The organism is Congregibacter litoralis KT71 (assembly GCF_000153125.2).
Taxonomy (GTDB): Bacteria; Pseudomonadota; Gammaproteobacteria; order Pseudomonadales; family Halieaceae; genus Congregibacter; species Congregibacter litoralis.
Map to the genome: position 1 here is coordinate 1,811,501 of NZ_CM002299.1, position 23,193 is coordinate 1,834,693.

The window sequence follows — 23,193 nt, forward strand, 5'->3', positions numbered from 1 at the left end:
CAGTCATCGCCAGGAAATCTAATGCAAGGATAAATCGATGAGTGAAGATCTATGAGTCAAGAGACCTATGAAACCCTGTTGATAGAGCGTCATGGTCCCGTCGCCAGACTGGTCATGAATCGACCGGAAAAACTCAATACCTTTTCCACGACCCTGCGGCGGGAAATGATGACGGCGGTGAACGCCCTGAACGGGGATCCCGAATTACGCGTCATTGTGCTGGCCGGCGCGGGACGGGCCTTCAGTGCGGGTGCGGATCTTCAGGACAGCGCGGGTGGCGATCCTGAGCACCGCGGCCAGGAAACCGAGCACATGCTCAAGAGCGAATACAAGCCCAGCATCCTGGGTATCACTGAATCCACCAAACTCTGGATCGCGGAAGTGAGTGGCCCTGCAGCGGGTATTGGCAGTGCCTACATGATGGCCTGCGATCTGGTGGTGATGGCGAAAGGGAGCTATCTCTACCAGGCTTTTGCAGCGATTGGCCTGATTCCCGATGGAGGCGCAACCTGGCAGCTGCTGCGTGCCCTGGGCCGTAAACGGGCTTTCGAGGTCATCGTCGGCGGTGAGCGCATTTATGCGGAGCAGTGTCTCGAATGGGGCTTGTGCAACCGCGTGGTGGAGGAGGGTGACGAGACCCAGGCGGCGCTTGACTGGGCTTCTACACTGGCTAAAAAAGCGCCCCTGGCGGTACAGTTCAGCAAGAAGGCCATCGCCATGGCCGCGGATCTTAACTTTGGCGAGATGATCTCCCAGGAGGCCGCGATGCAGAACATTTGCATTGCCAGCGATGACTCTGCTGAGGGTGTGACAGCCTTTTTCGAAAAGCGCGCTCCTGTTTTCAAAGGTCGCTGAGCGTGTCTATCCGTAGATTTGCCCTATGAGTACCGAGGAGCGCCCGGAACTCCGGGAGCTGCGTGAGCGCCTTGGCCGCGGCAGTGACGAGCAGCGTCCTGAAGCCGTAGCGCGCCGTCGCAAAAAAGGGTTTCGCACCGCGCGGGAGAATCTCGCGGATCTTCTGGGCACCGGCCCCTTTGTAGAATACGGCGCCCTCGCTGTCGCGGCGCAACGGCAGCGGCGGGACTATCTGGAGCTGCAGCGGGAGACGCCCGCGGATGGCGTGATTACCGGCATCGGTGAAGTCAACGGTGAGTACTTCCCCCGGGAGGCATGCCGTGCCGCGCTTCTTGTCTACGACTACAGTGTACTCGCAGGCACCCAGGGCTTTTTTCATCACGCGAAGATTGATCGTCTTCTGCACGTAGCTGCAAAGCAGCGATTACCCGTTATTATGTACACCGAGGGTGGCGGCGGTCGCCCGGGAGACACGGACGTTACCACGCAAATTGCGGGACTCAACGTCGATACCTTTGCCCGATGGGCGTCCCTGAACACGGGCATGCCCCGCATCGTGGTGAACAACGGTTATTGCTTTGCGGGTAACGCTGCGCTCTTTGGTGCGGGAGATATTCGCATTGCCACGCGAGCATCAAATATCGGTATGGCCGGTCCTGCCATGATCGAGGGGGGAGGCCTGGGCAGTTTTCGCCCCGATGAAATTGGACCCTCTGAGACGCAGTGCCGCAACGGTGTCATCGATATCCTCGTGGATGATGAGGCGGATGCCACGGCCATGGCGCGGCGTGTGCTCTGGTATTTTCAGGGTGATCTGCCCCCCGGCGGTGCTCAGGACCAGCAGCCCCTGCGCGAGGCGCTCCCGGTCGATCGCCGCTGGAGCTATCCCATACGCGCTATTGTCGAGCGTCTTTTTGACGAGGGAAGTTTTACCGAGTTACGTCGCGTATTTGGTCGCAGTGTGGTGACGGGGCTTGCAAGGCTCGGTGGCCGCGCTGTGGGCGTGCTTGCCAGTGACTGCCAGCAGCTGGGGGGCGCCGTGGACAGCGACGCGTCGGACAAGGCCTCTCGATTTCTGAATCTTTGCAATCGCACGGGTCTGCCGGTGATTTCCCTGGTGGACACGCCGGGATTTATGGTGGGACCGGATAGTGAGTCCCAGGCCGCGGTGCATCGCATGTCGGCGCTGTTTGAAAGTGCCGCGTCACTGGAGGTCCCTATTCTGGCGGTTTTCCTGCGCAAGGCCTATGGTCTCGGTGCCATGGCCCTGGTGGGGGGCAGTTTTGCGGTGCCGCACTTTGCCGCGGCCTGGCCTACGGGCGAGTTCGGAGGCATGGGACTGGAGGGCGCGGTTCGTCTGGGGTATCGCAAGGAGCTCGAAGCGGTGGCAGATCTCGAGGAGCGCCAGGCACTGTTCGACAAACTCCTGGGAGAGCTCTATGAGAAGGGTAAAGCGCTGGAAGCCGCGGCGCATCTGGAGATTGATGCCGTGATTGACCCCGCCGACACTCGTGAACAGCTCATCCACGCGCTGTATCATGGAGTCACTCAATAATAATAACGGCAGTTCAGCTTATGAAAAGCTCCGGCACGCCCATACCCGCATGCATGTTTTGCAGGTCTTTGACCATGAGCAAGAGCTTGCCTCTCGCTCTCATCCTTATCTTCACAATGACCAGTTCCAGTGTTTTTGCCGAGGACCCTGGCGCCAAGAAGTTGCTGTGGGGAGATACCCACCTCCACAGTTCCTACTCCTTCGATGCCTTTCTCAACGACAATCTTCGTGCTGACCCGGCCACGGCCTATCGCTTTGCTATGGGGCAACCCGTTCCGCACCCTTACCACCAGGGTCGGGTACAGCTGACACGTCCCCTGGATTTTCTCGCTGTTTCGGATCATGCGGAGTATCTGGGCATCATGCGTCATCTGTACAAGGAAGGCCCGGACACAGAGGACATGGGTTTCTGGGATACGCTGAAAGCACAGATTGCCACCTCCGTCATTCGCCACAAGGTAGATCAGCGCCGGGGGAAGGACCTCTTTGCACCGGCTCTTCCCGCCAGTGAAGATCCCGTCGCTGCAGCTCGTGAACTGGCATCCACCGACGGTATTCCGCGCAGCGCCGTGTCGAATCGTGTGCCCCGCATGGATGCCGTGGAAACCAGTACCTGGCGGCGTATCACCGAGACCGCCGATGCCTACTATCAGCCCGGTGTTTTTACGACCCTCATTGCCTGGGAATGGAGCACTATTCCCGGTGGAGCCAATCTCCACCGTGTTGTAATCAGCGATTCCGATGCGCAAAGCGCCCGGGCCTTTGAACCCTTTGGCATGGATGACAGCCCCTATCCCGAGGATCTATGGGCATTTCTGGAGAGAGTGGAAGCGGAAACGGCGGTGAGTTTTGTCGCCATTCCTCACAACTCGAATATCTCCAAGGGCGTGATGTTCGATGAGATGACCCTCCGGGGCGAGGAGATGACCGAAGCCTATGCCCGCAGTCGTTTGCGGTGGGAGCCCATTGCAGAGATCACGCAGATCAAGGGGGACTCTGAGACTCACCCCCTGCTGTCTCCCGACGACGAGTTTGCAGACTTTGAGACCTATCCTTTTTACATACAGAGAGATCCCGAGGAGTATCGTCCCCTGAAGGGCGATTACCTGCGCTCGGCCCTCCGCCGCGGCTTGGAGCTGGAGCAGTCCATCGGGAGCAATCCCTATCAACTGGGATTTATCGGCTCCACCGATGCGCACACGGGCTTATCCAGTGCGGCGGAAGACAATTTTCACGGCAAGATGGCAACGGACTCCATACCGGAAAACAAGATCGCCAGTTTTGGCAGCGCGGGAGGGGTTAACGGATGGTCTATGTCGGCCTCGGGTCTTGCAGCTGTGTGGGCTACGGAGAATACCCGGGAGGCGATTATCGATGCCATGCGCCGCCGGGAAGTCTACGCGACGAGTGGTCCACGGATTTCTTTGCGCTTCTATGCCGGTTTTGATCTTGCCCTCGGTGACTCTCCCACGGCAGCAGATTTGCAGGCCTCCCTTGCGGAGGCTGCGCCCATGGGTTCGGTGCTTCAGGGGGAGGGGAAGAGGCCGCCGGTTTTCTTTGTCGAGGCGCTTCACGATCCTCGGGGGGCTTTCCTTGATCGGGTGCAAATCGTAAAGGGCTGGCTCAGCGCTGAGGGCGAATCCCGGGAGCAGGTGTTTGATGTGGCCTTGTCCCGGGAAAGTCGGCGCCAGGCAGACGGTAGCGTGTCTCCCATAGAAGATACTGTTGATCGCCGCACTGGCAAGGTCGAGAACCGTGTGGGGGCAGCACGTCTATCGGTCCAGTGGAGTGATCCGCAATTTGATCCCGCGCAATCCGCATTTTACTACGCAAGAGTTTTACAGATTCCCACGGCCCGACATTCCTTTCTGGATGCCCTTGCTCTGGGCATGGATTCGGCAGCAGGGCAGCCGGATACGATTCAGGAGCGGGCTTATAGCTCCCCCATCTGGTACCGACCGGATGACAAATCACCAGCAGCACAGGAGAGTCGCAGCAATGAAAAATCTTTTTGATCTTGAGGGCAAAGTCGCGGTGGTGACGGGCGGTTCCCGGGGCATCGGCGCGATGATTGCGCGGGGCTTTGTAGAAAATGGCGTAAAAACCTACATAACGGCCCGTCGCGCAGAGGAGTTGCAGGCCACAGCGGACGAGCTGTCAGCTCTGGGTGAATGCATTGCGATCCCAAGCAACCTCGGTGATCTTGAAGGGGTGGAGAATTTCGCTGCGGAGCTTAAATCCCGGGAATCCAGGATCGATATTCTGATCAACAATGCGGGCGCATCCTGGGGGGCAGCTCTGGACGATTTCCCCGAGAGCGGTTGGGATAAGGTCATGGACCTCAATGTGAAGTCTCTATTCTTTCTTACCCAGGCGCTTTTGCCGCCGCTCCGCGCCGGCGCCACGGATGACGACCCCGCCCGGGTCATCAACATCGGATCTATCAACGGCTTATCTTATGCGCCACTGCAAAACTATTCCTACACAGCGAGTAAAGCAGCGGTGCACCATTTGACGCGGCAGCTGGCGGTTGATCTGGCAGCGGACAATGTGAATGTCAACGCCATCGCGCCGGGATTCTTTCCGAGCAAGATGACCGCACACCTCCTGGATCACGAAGCGGAGATGGCCGCCGATATTCCCCGGCGACGCATTGGCACGCCCGAGGACGCCGCGGGATCGGCCATTTATCTCTGCTCTCGTGCCTCAGCGTTTGTGACGGGCCATGTGCTCGTCCTCGATGGCGGTCAGGATGTGTCGTCCTAGCGGGTGATCACCAGGCGGACGCCCTGGAGCGTCGACCGCGCGGTTCCCAGGGCGACAAGACCCGCCTCTTTACGGAGGCGCAGATTCTCAATCTCTTCTTCACGAATCGCAGGGTTCACGGCCCGCAGGGCGCTGAGACGGGCGATTTCCTCGTCCATTTGCTCGCCGTAGCGCTGCGCCGCTTCCTTCTGGCGAGTCTCTAACTCTCCGGCGAACTGTGCCTCGGCATCATCGATGCGGGTTTCGATCTCCTCGCGGAGCTGGCGCACAATTTTGCTTACGGTGCCCCGGGGGACTTTCTCGACCCGCTCGTTGAGACGCTCGTGGGTCAGTAATTTGCTCAGGTCTCTGCCTGAGGCGTCCAGGAGTATGCGCTGGGGCGCCAGGGGTAGATAGCGCTGCAAGCCCAATGCCCGGGGTGCGCTCAGGGATACGGTAAACAGCAGCTCGTAGAGTCGGGAGCCTCCGGGGACCCCCTTGAGCTTCATGGCGCCAACGCTGGCCTGGCCCAGGGCACTGCCCAGGACCGTGGTCATAGCGTTTTCCATCCACGGGTGTTCCCAGCCAAGGAATATCCAGTCTTCCCGCGCCAGCGCCTCATCCCGGGACACGGTCACGGTGCAGCCGTCTTCGGGCACCTCGGGAAAAATTTCCAGTAATTCCTGCTCTCCGCGTCGCAGAACACTGCTGCTATCGCCGAGATCTTCATGCTCGACGCCGGTGACATCGCAAAGCTCCCGAAGGAAAGCGCCCAGGGTGTCCGGGTCTTCGATGTCACTGATGGCAGTCCCCAGGGCCTGCCCCTGCTCTGCGTTACAGGAGCTTCGTTCGAGAAGCTTGTCCCGCCCTTCGCTGAGTTCTTTTCGTGCGCGCTCGGTGAAATCCGCGGTATCACGGAGGAGTGCCTCAAAAGCCCCGTTCTGCTCCCGAAGCTGCTCTTCCAGAGATTCCTTGAACTCGCCAAGAATCATATCGCCAGCGGAGCAGCTGGAACGGAAGAGATCGATGCCTTCGTGATACCAGCGCATCAGCGTTTCCTGAGCACTTCCTTCGATGTAAGGCACATGAATAAAAATGCGCTCTTTCTGCCCGATGCGATCAAGGCGACCAATACGTTGTTCCAGCTGATCGGGGTGTTCGGGAAGGTCAAAAAGAATGAGGTGCTGGGCGAATTGGAAATTGCGACCCTCACCGCCAATCTCGGAGCATATGAGAGCCTGCGCTCCCTGCTCCTGCTCGGCAAAGTACGCCGCTGCCCGGTCGCGCTCAACCAGACTCAATTGTTCGTGAAACGCAGCGGAGCGGATGCCGGCTCTAAGCTGCAGATAGCTTTCCAATGCCAGAGCCGTATCCGCTTTGGCACAGATCACCAAAACTTTCTCCGGTCGTAGCGCTTTGAGCTGGCTCACGAGCCAGGCGACCCGCGGGTCTTCCTGGAGCCACTGTTCCGTGTCGACATGGAGATCGGGGTAGAGATGTTGATAGACGGGGCTATCCACGGCAGGGAGTGGATGGGGCTGCATCTCCCGCGTGGGGAATCCACCGACGCTGGCCCGGGCGTTGCGAAACAGCACCCGGCCCGTGCCGTAGCGATCAAGCAGAGCGGCTACCTGTCGCTCGGGAGCTGCCTCGGGGTCGATATCAGCGGGTAGCCCCTGGGGTTTCTCCCCCCGGTCGAGGGCATCGGTGAGACTGCTCCAACGCTTGTACTGGGACTCTTCCTCTTCAAAGGCGGCAAAGTCATGAAAACGCTCGGGATCGAGAAGTGCCAGTCGCGCAAAGTGGGCTTCCAGGCCGACCTGCTCCGGTGTGGCCGTGAGGAGCAACAGACCCGGGATCTGCGCCGCCATGCTCTCCAAAAAGCGAAATTCATCGCTCACACTGTCGCGGTGCCAGGCAAGGCGGTGCACCTCATCGACGATCAGCATGTCCCATTCCGCGTCCAGCGCGAGCGCCCGGGCAGTGGGGTCCAGGAACAGGTCCGTAGAGCAGAGCACGAGCTGTTCGTCTTCGAAGGGATTGCTTCCTTCACCGCTCTCCATGAGACGGTCGTCGTCGAAGAGGGCAAACTGGAGATTAAAGCGCCGGCGCATTTCGACCAGCCATTGAAACTGCAGGGACGCGGGGACCATGATGAGCACGCGACGGCTGTCCCCGCTGAGAAGCTGGCGGTGAAGGATCATGCCCGCTTCTATGGTTTTTCCCAGGCCAACCTCGTCAGCGAGGAGTACCCGGGGTGCGTGGCGCTTGCCCACTTCATTGGCCACGTACAGCTGGTGAGGGAGGAGGGCCGTGCGCGTACCGAGGAGGCCTCGCAGACCGCTCTGCTGCAGCCGATGCAAATGCTCCGCCGTCGCCATACGCAAGGCGAAGGCAGCATGGCCGTCGTACTGGCTCGCCAGTAGCCGTTGCCGCGGCGTCGCCAGATCAATATGGTCATCGAGATCCAGCTCCGCGAGAAGCTCCCGCTGGCCCTCACCGGCGACTTCGTAAATGAGCAGCTCCTGCTCCTCATGGACCGCCAGCACCTGTAACTTGCGGCCATCCCGGGTGTGGAGGGCATCGCCTTCACGAAGTTTTACCCGTGTCAGGGGGGCGTTGTCTGTAGCGTAGGTGCGCTCTTCTTCTACAGCGGGGAAATGCACGCTCACCCGTCGGCCGTCCAGCTCTACAACGATTCCCAGGCCCAGTTCGCTATCGGCGTGGCTCAGCCAGCGCTGTCCAATGGCATAACTCATCAGGCGCATTCCTCCTGCCGGGTATTCTGAGCGCTGAAAAACAAGCGTTCACTGTTGGCGTAGCACTGTTTCAGGAGTGCGTCGATGGGGGTGTCTTTGATCTCGGCAACTTTTTCTGCCACGAAAGGCAGATACCGGGGTCCGTTGCTTCGGCCGCGGTAGGGTACGGGTGTCAGATAGGGAGCATCGGTCTCTAGCACCAGCTGCTCCATCGGCGTGATGGCCACAGCGTCCCTGACATTATCGGCACGATTAAAAGTCACCATGCCGTTGAAACCGAGCATGAAGCCAGCCTCGAGGGCAAATTCCGCCAGATCCAGACCGGAACTGAAGCTGTGAATAACACCTCGTCGGGGAAGACGGTCGAGGTGCTCGGCAAGGATCGCTTCCATGTCCTCATCGGCATCGCGACTGTGGATGACGACGGGCAGGTCGCAGGCAGCGGCAATGCTCAGCTGATCCGCAAACACCTGGCGCTGAACGCCGCGGTCTGCGTGGTCATAGTAGTAATCGAGGCCTATTTCACCAATGGCGACAACGCGGGGATCCAGGGCGCCTTCCCGGATGCGTGCGTCAACCGTCGGCGAGTATTGTTCTGCCTCGTGGGGGTGTATGCCCTGAGTGCAGTAAATGCGGTCTTCCCGTCCGGCAATAACCCGCACGGTGTCCAGATTATCCGGACTCACGGCGATGGTAATGATGCGCTCCACACCCACATCCCGTGCAGTTGTGAGCTCCTCGGCGAGGTCGTCAGGCTCGAGGTAGTCGAGGTGACAGTGGGTCTCAATAATGGGATGCGCAAAGCGCGGGATATCCCGGCGTTGTTTTTTACTCATGGGGTTTCGGCAGGTGTATCGGACACTAAGATCCGTCATTATATCGACTCTATGAATCCATTGCCGTCCTTCCTTGCCGCGCTGTTTTTCCTGGTCGCTCCCGGCGTCTTCGCTGCGGGCGCTGCCTATGGCAAATACTTTGTTGAAGCCGGCGCTCGCTGGCCCGAGGAAGCGCCGCCGGTGCCGGCGACCTCTCCCCGGGTGCTGCCCACGGCAGAAGCATCCGAGCTTATTCAGGCCCTGAGCAAGCAACTGAGCGAGCAGGAGTATGAGGAAGGACCCTACGCCATGAGCCTGGCTGAGACGCTCGACGACCTGGGGCGGGCGCAGGAGGCGGCGGGGAATCTTGCCCTCGCACAACAGAGTCGGGCGCGGGCCCTCCACCTGATCCGCGTCAATGACGGCCTTTACAGTGAAGCGCAACGGCCGGTACTGCAGGCCATGCTCCAAAGCCTGCGGAAGGTCGGCGATTTTGAGGGTCTGGATCAGCGCTACGACTATTTTTTTCGACTTTATGGGTCGGGGCAGCCCCCCTGGGATGCCCTTCGCTGGGATGCCACCCTGGAGTATCTCCGTTGGCAACGGGAAGCGCTGCGCCGAGGGCTGGACCGTGACCCTATGGACCGCTTACTCAATTTGCATCGCATGCATGAAGAAATTCTTGAGCAATTCAGCACTCGCGATGACCCTGCAGAAGGCGCTATGGGCTCAGAGGGAGAGGAGGGCGCCGCAAGCGGAAAAAATAACGCGCCGTTTGACTACCGGCGCCTGGCAGATGTGACCTACAGCCAGCTCAAGACCTTGTATCTCATCGAGGACAGGGTTCAGCCCCAACCGGTGTTTCGGGAGCGGGTTAATGGCTTTTCCCGCAGTGACGATCCCCGGGATTTCAATCTCCAGCAGGAGCGTCTCGAAAACCTGCAACGCACGCTCCGCGGCGCGGGGCGCAGACTCCTTGAGAACCTGCTCGCGGCTATACCCCCCGACGATCATCGAGCCCGGGCGGAGGCAAAGCTTGCCCTCGCTGACTGGACCCAGTGGCATGGAAGCTACCGAGAGGCGGCTGCCCTTTACGAGAGTCTGTGGCGGGAGCTTACGGATCAGGGCCTGGGGAGCCTCGCCGCGCAGTGGTTCTCGGAGCCCGTGCCATTGCCGGATAGCGGTGTGTTCTGGGAATTCGCAGAGGAAGATGCCGAGGGACCCATCACCGTGCGTTTAAGTGTGAGCGAAAGCGGTCGTGCCACCGCGGACGCTGCGACCGTGGATCCGAGATGGCAGCGCTCCGTAGGGCGTCTCCTGCGCCAGATTGCGGCGACGCGTTATCGACCCGCGATCGCGGGTGGTCAGATCGTCCCCGCGGAGGGGGTTTCTGCCAGCTATTGGCTATATTGACAGGCGCTGCGGCTGGTCGTGGTAAAGAGCGCTGCGGCTCGGGGCCGACGGCATCAGTAGTTATTGATCACCAGAAGCGCGCCGCGGGCAGCCAGACTACCTTTTGTCTTCCACTCCAGCACCTCACCCCCATGACGGTCCACGCAGCGGGCTGCCATCTCGTGAAATGTGGGGCGCTCGGGGTCGGCAATAATGATACGTTCAACGCCGGCTTTGACGGCGCGATTGACCATATTGGCCACGGGATCCACCAGCTCATCCCAGAAGCAGATGTCCGCGGCAATGAGCGTATCGAAATCGCGAAGAAACTTGCCGTTGAGTTTTTCAAAGCGGGCTACGCGGGACTTTGTGTTGACACCATTGAGCTCGGCGGTGACATCCAGAAAGGGGAACACATTGGGATCCGCGTCCACGGAGGTCACCGAGGCGCCGTAGCGCTTGGCACACCAGATGCCTCCGATGCCCCAGCCACAACCCACATCCAATACCTTCTGAGGGCCTGGCTCCGGATTTTTATGCAGGTAGTCAATCACCAGACAGCTTGATTTCCACAGCTTATTGCCGTGGATTGAAGGTGCGTCCTGCTCGCGCTTGGTCCTTCGGATCTCGGGGTGGCTGGAAGTCGGGAGGATAACTCCCCGGAAACGATGCTGCTGTCTGGCCGCCACGACTAATCCAGCGCCTCTACTTCTTCGGCCTGGGGTCCTTTGTCCGTGGTGACCACGCGGTATCGCACCGGAGCGCCGTCGCGCAGACTGCGGCGGCCTTCACCGATGATGGACCGGTGGTGAACAAAAATTTCATCGCCGTTTTCGCGGATGATGAAGCCAAAACCCTTGGTGCCGTTAAACCATTTCACCGTGCCTTCCTCCGCGTCACCCGCAGGCGCTGCCGGAGACTGCTCCGCGGCTGTATTCGTTGGTTTTCCGGCGCTCTTCTCGGCTTTTTTCTCGGATTTCTTTTCAGATTTTCTATCGTTCTTTGGTTTCTTGGCTTCTTTTTTCTTCCCCGGTTTTTCTCGCTTTTCGGGCTTTGCAGCCTTGGGGGCGGCCGGGGTGTCGTTGCTCAGGCTGGCGGGCATGGGGAGGGCTCGGTGGCTGAGAATGACGGCGAGGACAGCAGCGATTGCCGAAGCGGGGAACAGGCTGCCGAGGGTGTGTCCCTCGTAAAACGTGCTTGCCAAAAATGAAACTACGAGTGCTGATAACAAGGCGAACAGCACTTTGCCTGGAATAGACATGGGACTCCTTAACGTAACGGTGGACGCCCCCTCGGGGGCAGTTGACTAAAGTTTGGCGACATCCTCAGCCTGAAGACCCTTGGGGCCCTCAGTCAATGTGAACTCGACTTCTTCGCCCTCGTTCAGGGTTCGGAAACCATCACCCTGAATGGACCGGAAATGCACGAACACATCGCCATCGAAGCTCTCGCCTGTAATAAATCCAAAACCTTTGGCGTTGTTAAACCATTTAACCGTGCCATTTTTTCTGTCGCTCATTGGTGCTTCTCCGGCATTGCTTGTAACTGACTCTGCGGCCAGTTCAGGTCGGGATGTTACCTAACTGCTGCTTTTGCATCAGCAGCTTTTCGAGAGACGCCTGCTGTGACCGCAGTTTCTCCCGTTCCTTTGCGACGACCTCTGCGGGGGCCTTTGCCACAAAACCTTCATTATTCAGTTTTCCTTCAATACGTTTCAACTCGGCGCGAAGTTTTTCCACCTCTTTGTCGAGGCGCGCAAGCTCTGCTTTCGGATCAATGATGTCTGCCAGGGGCACCAGGATTTCCAGATTCCCACTAATCCCCGTAGCGGAGGCGGGGGCTTCGCCTTCCAGCCATGCAATACTCTCCAGTCCTGCGAGCTGTTTTAGCTGGGCCTCAAGGCTGGCGATGCGCCGGGGATCCTCACGATCGCCCTCGCGAAGCAGCACCGACAGGCGTTTGCCCGGTGGTATATTCATCTCTCCGCGGATTGTCCGTACCGCGAGAGCAAAGCCCTTGAGCCAGGCTATGTCTGCGACGGCATCGCTGTCGATGCGGTCGGGGTCTTCTACGGGAAAACTCTGAAGCATGATCGTTGGACCCGTCACGCCGGCGAGGGGCGCAACGTTCTGCCAGATTTCTTCGGTGATGTAGGGCATGAGCGGATGGAGAGCCCGTAGACTTTGCTCCAGGGTGCGGATCAGAGTGCGTCGGATGCCTCGGGCCACCGCCGGATCGCTCTCATCGCGCAGGGCTACCTTGGACAGTTCGAGGTACCAGTCGCAGTACTCGTTCCAGATGAAATCGTAAAGGGCCTGGGAAGCCAGATCGAAGCGATAGTCAGCAATGGACTTGCGGAACCGTTCCAGGGTGCGCTGAAGTTCACTGTCAATCCAGCGCTCCGCGGTACCCAGGGTGTAGGGCAGACTTTCGTCAGCGCCACAGTCTTTGCCCTCGCAATTCATGAGCACAAAGCGGGCTGCGTTCCAGATTTTATTGCAGAAGTTTCGAAAGCCCTCGATACGGCCGATATCAAACTTGATGTCGCGGCCCGTGGCAGCCAGGGAATAGAAGGTGAAGCGCAGGGCGTCCGTACCGTAGGCGTTGATGCCATTGGGAAACTGGGAACGGGTTGCTTCGCGAATACGCTCTGCCTGCTGCGGCTGCATGAGACCGGAGGTGCGTTTTTCGACCAGGGTGGGAAGGTCGATGCCGTCGATGAGATCAATGGGGTCCAGCACGTTGCCCTTTGACTTGGACATCTTCTGGCCCTCGGCGTCGCGAACGAGGCCATGGACGTAAACCTGTCGGAAGGGCACTTCCCCGCGAAAATGCAGGGTCATCATGATCATGCGCGCGACCCAGAAGAATATGATGTCGAAGCCGGTTACCAGTACGCTCGTGGGATGAAAGCGCTTCAGCATCTCCTCATCCTCGGGCCAGCCGAGGGTGCTGAAGGTCCAGAGGGCGGAAGAAAACCAGGTATCGAGCACGTCCTCGTCCTGATGCAAGGGCAGGCTGTCGTCCAGGCGGTTTTCGGCGCGGACACTCGCCTCATCGGCGCCGACATAAATATTGCCTTCGGGGTCAAACCAGGCGGGAATACGATGTCCCCACCAGAGCTGTCGGCTGATACACCAGTCCTGAATATCCCGCATCCAGGCGAAATAGGTGTTCTCCCACTGCTTGGGAACAAACTCGATCTGACCGCTTTCTACCGCTTCGATCGCCGGTCCGGCGAGGGCTTTGGCATCCACATACCACTGCTGCGTGAGGTAGGGCTCGATAATCACGCCGCTGCGATCCCCCCGGGGAACCTTCAGCACGTGATCGTCGATCTTTTCCAGGAGCCCGAGGTGGCGAAAATCCTCAACGATTTTTTCCCTTGCCGTGAAGCGATCCATGCCCCGATAGAACTCCGGCGCCTGATTGTTGATGGCAGCGTCGTCGTCGAAAATATTGATGAGGGGCAGGCCGTGACGCTGGCCTACCTCATAATCATTGAAATCATGGGCGGGGGTGATTTTTACGCAGCCGGTACCGAACTCCGGATCCACATAGTCGTCGGCAATAATGGGAATGGATCGATCACACAGGGGTAAGGCGATCTCTTTGCCCACGAGATGCGCATAGCGCTCGTCGTCGGGGTGCACGGCTACCGCGGCATCGCCAAGCATCGTCTCCGGACGGGTCGTCGCTACGGTGAGGTGGCCGGAACCGTCGGCGAGGGGATAGCGGAAATGCCACAGTTTGCCCTGTTCTTCCTCGGAGATAACCTCGAGATCGGAAATCGCGGTGTGAATCGCCGGGTCCCAGTTCACGAGACGCTGGCCCCGGTAGATCAGGCCTTCCCGGTACAGCCGGATAAAGACCTCCTGCACTGCCGCAGAAAGACCTTCATCCATCGTAAAGCGCTCCCGGGACCAGTCCGGGGAGGCGCCGAGGCGTCGCAACTGCTGGGTGATGGTACCGCCGGAGCTGGCTTTCCACTCCCAGATTTTTTCGATGAAGGCTTCTCTGCCCATCTCATGGCGATCTTTGCCCTGGGCCGCCAGTTGACGCTCCACCACCATCTGGGTGGCGATGCCCGCGTGATCCGTACCGGGTTGCCACAGGGTGTCGTAACCCGCCATGCGGTGATAACGCACCAGGGCGTCGATGATGGTTTCCTGGAAGCCGTGACCCATGTGAAGGCTGCCCGTGACATTGGGTGGCGGGATCATCACGGAGAAGGCCTGGTCGCCGCCCTGGGGAGCAAAGTAGCCCGCGTCTTCCCATTGCTGGTACCAGCGTTGTTCCAGCTCAGCCGGTTGAAATGTTTTGTCCATCATTAAAGTGTCAGTCTCATGGAGCGTCGGGGATGTCGGTATTCCCGAGAATGCGAGGGTTTAGAAAAGAGCGCGAATTATACGCTGGGGAGGCGATGTTCTTCCAACGCGTAGCCCCGTTCGCGATAGTGCCGCCAGGAGTGCCGGAGGGCCTCCAGCCTGGCGGGCTCCTGGTTAACCAGTTCCGCGACACGCTGAAAACGCCCGATGAAATCCGGCACCGATAACTGCAGATTGATGAGCAGATCGTCGTGCCCTGCGGGCTCCTGCCCCCAGCCAATGCAGATTTGCTCCGAGCTATCGTCACTGCAGAGGGCGTGGGGGAGAAAGCTTGCGGGCCGGAAGGTCCAGAGAAGCTCATCAAGCTCCCGGGCCTGCGCCTCATTCTCGCTGTTGATGAAAACACGATGGCCCTGCTTGTGGGCCTTCTCCGTAAGCCGCAGCGCCAGGCGCGTGCGGCTGCTCGTATCGGTATTTTCTACGATGTAGAAGCCGACGCGGGTCAATCAGCCGACGCCCGATCGCAGAGATATTGCGTGAGCAAACCTACGGGGCGCCCCGTTGCACCCTTGGGGGACGAGTCCCAGGCGGACCCGGCGATATCCAGGTGTGCCCAGTTGTACTTTGTGGCAAAGCGGGAGAGGAAGCACGCGGCGGTGACACTGCCGCCGCCGGGGCCTCCGATGTTGCCCATATCCGCAAAATTGCTGTCGAGCTGGCGCTGGTAGTCCTCCCACAGAGGCATTCGCCAGGCGCGGTCGTGGCTTGTGGTGCCCGCTTCAAGGAGTTGGTCCGCAAGCTTGTCGTCATTGGCATACAAGCCCGAGGCATGGCTGCCCAGGGCGACCACGCAGGCGCCCGTAAGAGTCGCGATATCCACGACACTTGCCGGCTTGAAGCGCTCGGCATAGGTCAGAGCATCGCAGAGCACGAGGCGACCCTCGGCGTCGGTGTTGAGCACCTCAATGGTGATGCCCGCCATGGAGGTAATGACGTCGCCGGGCTTGGTGGCGGTGCCGCTGGGCATGTTCTCCGCCGCAGCAATAATGGCGACAACATTGATTGGCAGGGCCATTTCCATGACGGCCTGCATGGTTCCCAGAACACTCGCCGCGCCGCCCATGTCGAATTTCATCTCGTCCATTTTGGCGCCGGGCTTCAGCGAGATGCCACCACTGTCGAAGGTGATGCCTTTTCCCACGAGAACATGGGGCGCTGCTCCGCGCTTACCGCCCTTGTATTCCAGGACGATGAGTTTCGCGGGCGTCGCCGTTCCCGCCGTTACCGACAGCAGGGAGTGCATACCCAGCTCTGCCATGGCTTTTTCGTTCAGGATTTTGCAGCTCGCCTTGGCATTGCTGCGGGCCAGTTTGCGCGCTTCTTTAGCGAGGTGTTCCGGGGTGCAGTAATTGGCCGGAAGGTTGGCCAGTTCCCGGGCCAGATTGATGCCGGCACCCGCCTGGGCACCGCGGTTCAGGGCGCTTTTTGCCCGGCGCACGAGGGCCGGGTCACCACTCAGGAGGGCAAAGCGCGTGAGGCTGGGCGCCGGTTTCGGCTTGGACAGCGTCAGGGCATAGCGATAACCGTGATATACAAGATCTGTTGCGAGACGCTGGCAGAGCCAGTCCCAGTCGCCGCTGTTAACCTTGAGGGCGCCAAGATGCATCTGTGCATCCTTCGCTTTGCTGGCGAGGAGGGCGCGGGCCAGGGAGCGGCTTAGCTTCAGGTAATCACCGCGGCCGAGTTTTCCGTCACCCGCACCAATGAGAAGAATACGCTCAGCGTCACCGGGGCCGTGGATAAGCAGCGTTTCTCCTACTTGTCCTTTAAACTCCCCACCCTTGAGGGCTGCCGAGAGCACACCCGCGCTGTCCTTTGCGAGGGCGCGGCCGGCGTCATCAAGTCGCAGGGAGCTGCCCACGGGCAGGATTGCGCATTGGGTGGATTTGGCGGAGGCCTTTTGTGGGTCGCTGGCGGAAAAGCGAAGTGCTGCCATGGTGAATCTCTCTAAAAGATAGGAAGCCCTAGTGTAAGATGAACAGCGTGCAAACTGAACTCTCCAGACACGTCATTAGCCGATCCGATCCGGAGTCTCCATGAAATTGCGTGGGTATCTGGCGGGCGATGTACTGGGGCATACCCTGGCGGTGAGCTCTGTGCTCCTGGCCATCATTCTGACGGGTCGCTTCGTGAAGTATCTTGCGGAGGCCGCATCGGGAAAGCTGGCCGCGGAAATTCTGCTGCCGGTGATGTTCTATCGCCTGCCGGGTTTTCTGGAGCTGCTTCTTCCCCTGGGCCTGTTTATCGGCATCCTCATGTCCTACGGCAGGCTCTACGTTGAGAGTGAAATGGTGATTCTCAGCGCCTGTGGCGTGGGCCCGGCAAAACTGGCGAGCTTTACCCTGGCCCCCGCGCTGCTGATTATGCTGGTGGTTGCCGGTTTGTCCTTGCTGGTAACGCCCCAGGGTGTCGCGCGCAGTGAAGCGCTGCTGAATGATCCTCAGGCACTCCAGGGACTTCAGCTATTGGCGGCGGGGCGTTTCCAGCCCCGGGGGGATGACGGTACGGTGACCTATGCGGCGGATATCGATCCCGAAGCGGGAGAGCTGGACCAGGTGTTCTTGTACGCCCCGGAAGATCGCACGGCGGATACAGAGGTGGCCGGCGTTACCGTAGCCCGGCGGGGCTCCGTCGTTGTCGATCCCGAGTCCGGCGTGCGCTATCTCGAACTCCGGGACGGCTATCGCTTTAGCGGCACGCCCGGACGCGCTGACTACCGGATTGTGCGTTTCGGTACCTTCGGGCAGCGACTCCCCGATACGCCTTCCATGGCGCGCAGTGAACCCGTGGACGCAAAGCCGACGGCAGCGCTCCTGGACTCTGACAATGCCGAGGACAGAGCAGCGCTTCACTGGCGACTATCCGTGGCGCTTATGGTGCCGGTGGTTGCTCTTCTAGCCCTGAGTCTGAGTAAAACCAACCATCGCCGGGGGCGCTACATCAAACTTGCTCCAGCCCTGCTTCTGCATCTTTCTTATCTCTTTGCCCTGGCAAGCATTCGTACCAGTGTTGCCGAGGGTGACGCGCCGGCGTACCAGATGTATCTCCTGCATCTGGGTTTTTTTGCTCTGGCGCTCCTTTTGCTCTTTGGCCCCGATCGCATGAGAAGGCTGCGGGGAGCCTGATATGCGCAAATTGAACCGCTATGTAGCGCGCACGGTCTGGCTTTCCATCCTCCTGGTGTTATTGGTGATTGTGGGAATCGACGGTTTGTCGGCGTTTATCGATGAGTCGGATAGTCGCAGTGCCAGCTATGGTTTTGCGGAAATCGGACGCTACGTGATGCTCACCATGCCACGACGGGTGTATGAGTTCATACCCTTCGCCGCGCTCATCGGTGCCCTGATCGGCCTCGGTCAACTCGCATCCACCAGCGAACTGGTGGTGATGCGCGCCGCCGGGATCTCCAACGGGCGTCTGGCCTGGATGGTTCTCAAGCAGGCGCTGGTCATCGCGGTCTTTGGATTTCTTCTGGGCGAATACATCGCTCCAAAGGCCGAGCAGCAGGCCCAGAGCGGCAGGGCCATCGCCCGGTATGCCGGCAGGCAGGTGGACACGGAGCAGGGTATCTGGCGCAGGGACGGCGCGGTGTTCTTTCACGTACAGGCTATTGCTCCGGACAACGAGGTGTTCGGCGTAACCGCTTACGAGTTTGAGGAAGACGGTTGGATGCAGCGCGCGCTGTTTGCCGACAGTGGACGCTACGACGGCGAGGGCTGGCGCCTCCGGGACGTGCAAAGCAGTGAGTTTTCCAGGGACCGTGTCCGTAAAGCGTCGGCCCCGGCGCTCTTTTTGCCGAGTAACATCACCCCGAAGATCCTGTCCCTGGAAAATGTCGCGCCCTCGCAGCTGACCCTGGTGGATCTTGTCGACTACGCGGCCTTTCTCCGTTCTCAGGGTGAGGATGTTGCGGACTTTGAGCTGGCGACCTGGCGCAAGCTCATGCAACCCGCGGCGGTGGCTGCCCTGGTGCTTATAGCCATTTCCTTTGTTTTCGGGCCCCTTCGCGACGGCACCCTGGGATTTCGGATTTTTGCCGGCGTGATGGTGGGCATCCTGTTTCAGCTCAGCCAGGATCTTTTAGGGCCGGCGAGTCTGGTGTTTGGGTTTCCGCCTCTTTACGCCGCCCTGGCGCCGGTGCTCAGTTGCGTTCTTGTGGGGCTTTATCTGTTGCGCAAGGCCTGAGGTTTAGCGAAAGACAGGCGAGACAGGCGAAAGACAGGCGAGAGTCAAGCACGCGGGATGTTGGGGTACTGCTCAGGGCTACGTGTCTGTACCCTGCCCGCTGTCGTTCTTTTCCGGTTTTTTGGATTTTTTGGACTTCTTGGGCAGCAGCACCAACTCGGTCCCCGACAGGTAGTCGTGCCAGCAGCGCTTTCGTTTATCAAACAGGCACCACCAATACCCCAGGCCCAGGCACAGGGCCGACAATAGCGCTGACAGACAGCGGGTCACCACGCGGCCAAAGCTCAATTCATTCCCGGGCATGGGTACCAGCTTCAGTCGCCAGGCCTGCATGCCCAGCGTCTGGCCGCTTTTCAACCAGAACACGCCAAAAAACCCGATGCAGCTGAACACGGCGATCATTTGAACAACCGTTGCCGGAAGGAGACTGTCCGCCGCGCTCCCCAGAAGCTGTCGGATACCCAGTCCTATGGCCACGCAAACCATGATGAGCGGAATGACCAGCAGAGAGTCGTAAACAATGGCGGCAAGACGGCGCGGAAGCGCCGGGGCGGGGAGGGTATCGGTATTCACAGTGCTACTCGGTTTTCGTTGCGTCGTCACTGGCGTCCAGGGCCAGGTGGCTGGTATCCGGCGCCTCGGCATCGTCTACCGGGCGCTCATCGGCGTTCAGTAAATCGCTGCCGGACTCCGCAAGGTTCAGATGATCCGTATTGACCGCGGGGGGGGCTACATCGTGGTCTGCGGGGTCCACAAGATCTGCGCCCGTCGGCGCCAGGTCGAGAGCGGAGGTGTCTGGTGCCGGCGGAGGCGGTGTTCCGTCCTCAGGGGCCATGCGCGCACCCGGTTCCGCTACGGCTAACTCCGGTACGCTCACTGCGGGTGCATCAACGGCGGACGTAACGCCGAGGGTTTCACCGGCCTCTGCCAGGGACAAATGACTGAGGTCTACCCCCGCGTCCTCGTGAACGATGCGTTCCTCGGGTCTCAAAATATCGCTGCCGCCGGGCAATAACTCAAAAGCCTCATCGGCGTTCTGAGGGGACGCTGCCTCCTGCCCGGCCGATTCGGTTGGAGATGTAGATGGCGATGAAGGTGTGGACGAAGATGTAGATGTGGCTAGCGGGGCCGTTGATGCCTTGCCCTGTGTCGCTGTGGCTGCGGGCCCGGAGGGCGCGTCGCCGGGACTGCTTGCCCGGGTAATAATCGCCTTGGCGCCAACATGAGCAAGGCTCTTCTGATACTTGAGCGCAGTGGCCTTGTCGCAATTTCGCTTGATGCGTTGTCGAGTGCCCGAAAACAGGCGCTCAAGGGTAGCCTCGTCTGCCTTGAACAGGTCTCCCACAGCGACGCGAACTGCCTGGGGGTCTTTCCCCTCAAGGCACTCACCCGCAAAGGCGATGTCGTAGCGCTCTTCAGTATCTTTAGCCATGCCCTGAGTATAGAGCTTCCCCGGGTTGCGGGAAATCCTTTGGCAACAGGCGCTGAAAGCGCGCTGCGTGGAGCGTATAATCCCGAGCGGATTTCAGGAGATTTTATGAGAGTTCAAGAACAATTGGAGACGCAACTGCAGGCGGCGTTTTCGCCCCAGTGGCTTGAGTTGGCCAACGAGAGTCATATGCACAGCGTGCCGGCAAACTCGGAAACCCATTTTCGGCTGGTCATGGCATCCTCAGCGTTTGAAGGCAAACGCGCCGTCGCCCGCCATCAGCTGGTGTACAAGGAGCTGGCGGCACTGCTCGCGGGGCCCATTCATGCCCTGGCGATGCACCTTTACGATCCCCGGGAATGGCAGGAGAGAACTCACGAAGCACCGGCGTCCCCCGATTGCCTGGGGGGTAGCAAGGCCGACAGCGGAGCAAAGCCCTGATGGCCGTGGTGGTTGCAGCCCTCTATAAGTTTGTCGCCCTTGAGGATTACAAGGCCCTGCGGGAGCCGCTTCTTGAGCAGTGTCGTAGCCACGGGCTGAAGGGTACGCTGCTCCTCGCCGAAGAAGGGATCAACGGCACCGTAGCGGGCAGTCGGGAAGCCATGGATGCGGTGCTCGCCTGGCTGCGCTCGGACCCGCGGCTTGAGGATCTTGAGCACAAGGAATCTCTCCATGACGAGCAGCCCTTTCTCCGCATGAAGGTAAAGCTCAAAAAAGAGATCGTCACCATGGGTGTTCCCCAGGTGGATCCCAATCGCGTTGTCGGCACCTACGTAACGCCCGGTGAGTGGGATGCCGTGTTGGCAGACTCCGAGGTAACGCTCATCGATACCCGTAACGACTACGAGTGTGCCATTGGCAGTTTTCGCGGAGCCGTGGATCCAGGTATCACGTCATTCCGGGATTTTCCTGCCTGGGTGGAAGAGAATCTGGATCCCGGTAAGAACCCCAAGGTTGCGATGTTTTGCACCGGCGGTATCCGTTGCGAAAAAGCCTCGTCCTATCTTCTCGAGCAGGGCTTTGACCAGGTGTACCACCTCAAGGGAGGTATTCTGAAATATCTCGAGGAGGTTCCGCAGGAGACCAGTAGCTGGGAGGGTGAGTGCTTTGTCTTTGATGACCGCGTCGCGGTCAATCACGATCTGGAGAAGGGGAGTTACGATCAGTGCTTCGCCTGCCGTCATCCCATCAGCGATGAGGATCTTCGTTCGGCGGCTTACGTCAAAGGCGTGAGCTGTCCCCACTGCATCGACAAGCAGAGTGATGAGCAGCGAGCGCGGTTCGCAGAACGCCAGCGCCAGGTGGACCTCGCCAAAGCCCGGGGGGAGCAGCATATCGGTGAAAGCGCGCTGCCGTCGCCCCATCCGGAGCAGGCAGAGGGCCTATGAGTTGAACTCGGCAGAAGCAGTAAGCTGTGGCGAGCGGTTGGTAGGGCTCCTTGAGGCCTACGGTATTGATACGGTTTTTGGTATTCCCGGGAATCACACCGTGCAGCTTTACCGGGGGCTGGACAACAGTTCGATTCGACATATATCCCCCCGCCATGAGCAGGGCGCCGCGTTTATGGCCGATGGCTATGCTCGCGCCTCCGGACGGCCCGCCGCCTGTTTTCTGATCTCGGGTCCCGGTCTCGGCAATGCGATAACGCCTATGATGCAGGCCCTGGCGGACTCTGTGCCCATGCTGGTGGTCACCGCGGTGGCGGCCCGTCGGGATCTGGGTATGGGGGAGGGGCGCTTACACGATGTGCCGGATCAGTCGGCCCTCGCCGCTCAGTGCAGTCGCTTCAGCCACACCCTTATGGATCCCGAGGAGTTACCCAAGGTGCTGGCACGGGCATTCGCTGTGTTCTCCAGCGCGCGACCGGGACCGGTACATATTCAGATTCCCCTGGATGTCATTACCCAGGACGCCGGCGCCGTGTCGACGGTTCCCTGGCCCCCCGTACTCCCTCCGGCGGCGAACAGCGACGGACTCAAGACCCTGGCTGAGCGTTTGTGTGATGCCGAAACCCCAATGCTTCTTGTAGGCGGCGGCGCGGTGGGCGCCGGCGCGGAAATACGGGAACTCGCCGAGCGACTGGATCTGCCGGTGGTCACCACGGTGAATGCCAAGGGCCTCTTACCCCGGGGGCACCCGCTTCTGGTCGGGGGCAGTGCAAGCCTGACCACGGTACGGCAAATGATCGCGGCCTCCGATGTGGTCCTCGCCGTGGGCACGGAATTCGGGGAAACAGACTACGACATGCTGTTTCTGGGTGAGCTTGCAAACCCGACCTGGCTCGCAAGGATCGATATTGACCCGGCGCAGATGTGCCGCAATCAGCGACCCCATCTGGCGCTCTGTGGTGATGCCCGCCAGAGCCTTGCATCGCTTCTTTCGCTCCTCTCGCCTCTCTCGCCCCTCTCTCTTGGTTCCCTCCCGGAAGATGGCGGCAGAAAGGGCTCCGGAGCAGCGCGCGTGGCCGCGACCCGCGCGGCGATGTTAACGGAAAAACACTGGAATACAGAGATCCAGGCATTTTTTGACGACCTTCAGGAATCACTGCCGGGTCTTTGCCTGGTGGGTGACAGCACTCTGCCCACTTATTATGCCGTGTGGCAATACGAGGCCTGTGCCGAGCGTCGTTACTTTCACTCCGCCACGGGTGGTGGAACTCTGGGCTATGCCCTACCTGCCGCCCTGGGGGCGCGAAGGGTATTGCCCGAAGAGGTGCCGGTGGTGGCCCTCATCGGCGATGGCGCCGCGCAATTTACCTTTATGGAACTGGCCTCTGCGGTGCAGGAAAAACTGCCGATCATTGTGCTCCTTTGGAACAATAACGGTTATCGGGAGATACGCGAGGGCATGCTGGCCGATGCCATTACGCCCATCGGCGTTGATATCGACGCGCCGGATTTTGTAGCGGCCGCCATTGCCCTGGGTTGTTTTGCCCGGCGCGTTGCGTCTCCCGACGCGCTCCCGGAAGCTTTGAAGGAGGCGCAGTCAAAGGGTATCCCCGCAGTGCTGGAGTTGCCCGAGTCCGCTTTTCTCAGTGGCCCCGTAGATAGCTGGTATTAAGCCGGGCGAC

At 59.9% G+C, this 23,193-nt stretch carries 20 protein-coding genes; 10 read left to right on the forward strand and 10 right to left on the reverse strand.

The annotated features are described in order from the left end of the window. Positions 1-51 precede the first annotated feature (51 nt). The 4 genes from KT71_RS08325 to KT71_RS08340 all read left to right on the forward strand — a co-directional run bounded on the left by KT71_RS08325 (position 52) and on the right by KT71_RS08340 (position 5,176). Positions 52-855, forward strand: a complete 804-nt coding sequence (locus tag KT71_RS08325; RefSeq protein ID WP_008295869.1) for an enoyl-CoA hydratase/isomerase family protein — start codon at positions 52-54, stop codon at positions 853-855. A 25-nt stretch (positions 856-880) separates the two neighbouring features. After that, a complete protein-coding gene (locus KT71_RS08330) occupies positions 881-2,410 on the forward strand; it encodes an acyl-CoA carboxylase subunit beta (RefSeq protein ID WP_008295868.1) in 1,530 nt (509 codons plus the stop codon). Positions 2,411-2,484: 74 nt separating this feature from the next. After that, positions 2,485-4,425, forward strand: a complete 1,941-nt coding sequence (locus tag KT71_RS08335; RefSeq protein ID WP_008295867.1) for a DUF3604 domain-containing protein — start codon at positions 2,485-2,487, stop codon at positions 4,423-4,425. Continuing rightward, positions 4,409-5,176, forward strand: a complete 768-nt coding sequence (locus KT71_RS08340; RefSeq protein WP_008295866.1) for an SDR family oxidoreductase — start codon at positions 4,409-4,411, stop codon at positions 5,174-5,176. The genes KT71_RS08335 and KT71_RS08340 overlap by 17 nt, the downstream gene beginning before the upstream one ends. Here KT71_RS08340 and rapA read toward each other — a convergent pair. Continuing rightward, positions 5,173-7,914 carry an RNA polymerase-associated protein RapA gene (gene rapA / locus KT71_RS08345; RefSeq protein WP_023659470.1) on the reverse strand — a complete coding sequence of 914 codons (2,742 nt, stop codon included), beginning with the start codon at positions 7,912-7,914 and terminating at the stop codon, positions 5,173-5,175. The two genes, KT71_RS08340 and rapA, sit on opposite strands and share 4 nt — an antisense overlap. Next, entirely contained in the window at positions 7,914-8,789 is an 876-nt protein-coding gene (locus KT71_RS08350) for a TatD family hydrolase (RefSeq protein WP_238549463.1), read from the reverse strand. The genes rapA and KT71_RS08350 overlap by 1 nt, the downstream gene beginning before the upstream one ends. Before the next feature lie 12 nt (positions 8,790-8,801). On the opposite strand from KT71_RS08350, the gene KT71_RS08355 reads away from it, so the two are divergent. Beyond that, on the forward strand, positions 8,802-10,142 hold the full coding sequence (locus KT71_RS08355) for a hypothetical protein (protein ID WP_008295863.1): 1,341 nt from the start codon (positions 8,802-8,804) through the stop codon (positions 10,140-10,142). A gap of 53 nt (positions 10,143-10,195) precedes the next feature. Here the strand turns inward: KT71_RS08355 and KT71_RS08360 are convergent, their stop codons facing one another. The 6 genes from KT71_RS08360 to KT71_RS08385 all read right to left on the reverse strand — a co-directional run bounded on the left by KT71_RS08360 (position 10,196) and on the right by KT71_RS08385 (position 16,445). Continuing rightward, on the reverse strand, positions 10,196-10,810 hold the full coding sequence (locus KT71_RS08360) for a class I SAM-dependent methyltransferase (protein WP_023659472.1): 615 nt from the start codon (positions 10,808-10,810) through the stop codon (positions 10,196-10,198). A 2-nt stretch (positions 10,811-10,812) separates the two neighbouring features. Continuing rightward, complete coding sequence (locus KT71_RS21475; RefSeq protein WP_008295861.1) at positions 10,813-11,382, reverse strand: cold-shock protein; 570 nt, start codon at positions 11,380-11,382, stop codon at positions 10,813-10,815. A 45-nt stretch (positions 11,383-11,427) separates the two neighbouring features. Then, positions 11,428-11,640, reverse strand: coding sequence for a cold-shock protein (locus KT71_RS08370; RefSeq protein ID WP_008295860.1), 213 nt, complete (start codon positions 11,638-11,640; stop codon positions 11,428-11,430). 43 nt (positions 11,641-11,683) lie between these two features. Then, positions 11,684-14,449, reverse strand: coding sequence for a valine--tRNA ligase (locus KT71_RS08375; RefSeq protein WP_008295859.1), 2,766 nt, complete (start codon positions 14,447-14,449; stop codon positions 11,684-11,686). A gap of 77 nt (positions 14,450-14,526) precedes the next feature. Further along, positions 14,527-14,955: a DNA polymerase III subunit chi gene (locus KT71_RS08380; RefSeq protein WP_008295858.1), complete on the reverse strand. Its 429-nt coding sequence runs from the start codon at positions 14,953-14,955 to the stop codon at positions 14,527-14,529. Continuing rightward, positions 14,952-16,445 carry a leucyl aminopeptidase gene (locus tag KT71_RS08385; protein ID WP_008295857.1) on the reverse strand — a complete coding sequence of 498 codons (1,494 nt, stop codon included), beginning with the start codon at positions 16,443-16,445 and terminating at the stop codon, positions 14,952-14,954. The genes KT71_RS08380 and KT71_RS08385 overlap by 4 nt, the downstream gene beginning before the upstream one ends. A gap of 100 nt (positions 16,446-16,545) precedes the next feature. Between KT71_RS08385 and lptF the strand changes: the two genes are divergently transcribed. Both lptF and lptG read left to right on the forward strand, forming a co-directional pair. Next, on the forward strand, positions 16,546-17,634 hold the full coding sequence (lptF, locus tag KT71_RS08390) for an LPS export ABC transporter permease LptF (protein ID WP_008295856.1): 1,089 nt from the start codon (positions 16,546-16,548) through the stop codon (positions 17,632-17,634). Position 17,635: 1 nt separating this feature from the next. Then, the gene (lptG, locus tag KT71_RS08395; RefSeq protein ID WP_008295855.1) at positions 17,636-18,694 is read left to right on the forward strand and encodes an LPS export ABC transporter permease LptG; all 1,059 of its coding nucleotides are present in this window, start codon (positions 17,636-17,638) and stop codon (positions 18,692-18,694) included. Positions 18,695-18,772: 78 nt separating this feature from the next. Here lptG and KT71_RS08400 read toward each other — a convergent pair whose 3' ends face one another. Beyond that, positions 18,773-19,267, reverse strand: coding sequence for an RDD family protein (locus KT71_RS08400; RefSeq protein WP_008295854.1), 495 nt, complete (start codon positions 19,265-19,267; stop codon positions 18,773-18,775). A gap of 4 nt (positions 19,268-19,271) precedes the next feature. Continuing rightward, positions 19,272-20,126 carry a hypothetical protein gene (locus tag KT71_RS20470; RefSeq protein WP_023659474.1) on the reverse strand — a complete coding sequence of 285 codons (855 nt, stop codon included), beginning with the start codon at positions 20,124-20,126 and terminating at the stop codon, positions 19,272-19,274. Between the two features lie 105 nt (positions 20,127-20,231). Between KT71_RS20470 and KT71_RS08410 the strand changes: the two genes are divergently transcribed. Genes KT71_RS08410 through KT71_RS08420 form a run of 3 tightly spaced genes read left to right on the forward strand, consistent with a single transcriptional unit; the run spans position 20,232 to position 23,183 of the window. After that, positions 20,232-20,564 (forward strand): BolA family protein, encoded by a 333-nt coding sequence (locus KT71_RS08410; protein WP_023659475.1) that lies wholly within the window; start codon positions 20,232-20,234, stop codon positions 20,562-20,564. Continuing rightward, positions 20,564-21,511 carry an oxygen-dependent tRNA uridine(34) hydroxylase TrhO gene (trhO, locus tag KT71_RS08415; protein WP_008295851.1) on the forward strand — a complete coding sequence of 316 codons (948 nt, stop codon included), beginning with the start codon at positions 20,564-20,566 and terminating at the stop codon, positions 21,509-21,511. Before KT71_RS08410 ends, trhO begins: the two co-directional genes overlap by 1 nt. Position 21,512: 1 nt before the next feature. Further along, a complete protein-coding gene (locus KT71_RS08420; RefSeq protein WP_040362261.1) occupies positions 21,513-23,183 on the forward strand; it encodes a 5-guanidino-2-oxopentanoate decarboxylase in 1,671 nt (556 codons plus the stop codon). Positions 23,184-23,193: the final 10 nt, after the last annotated feature.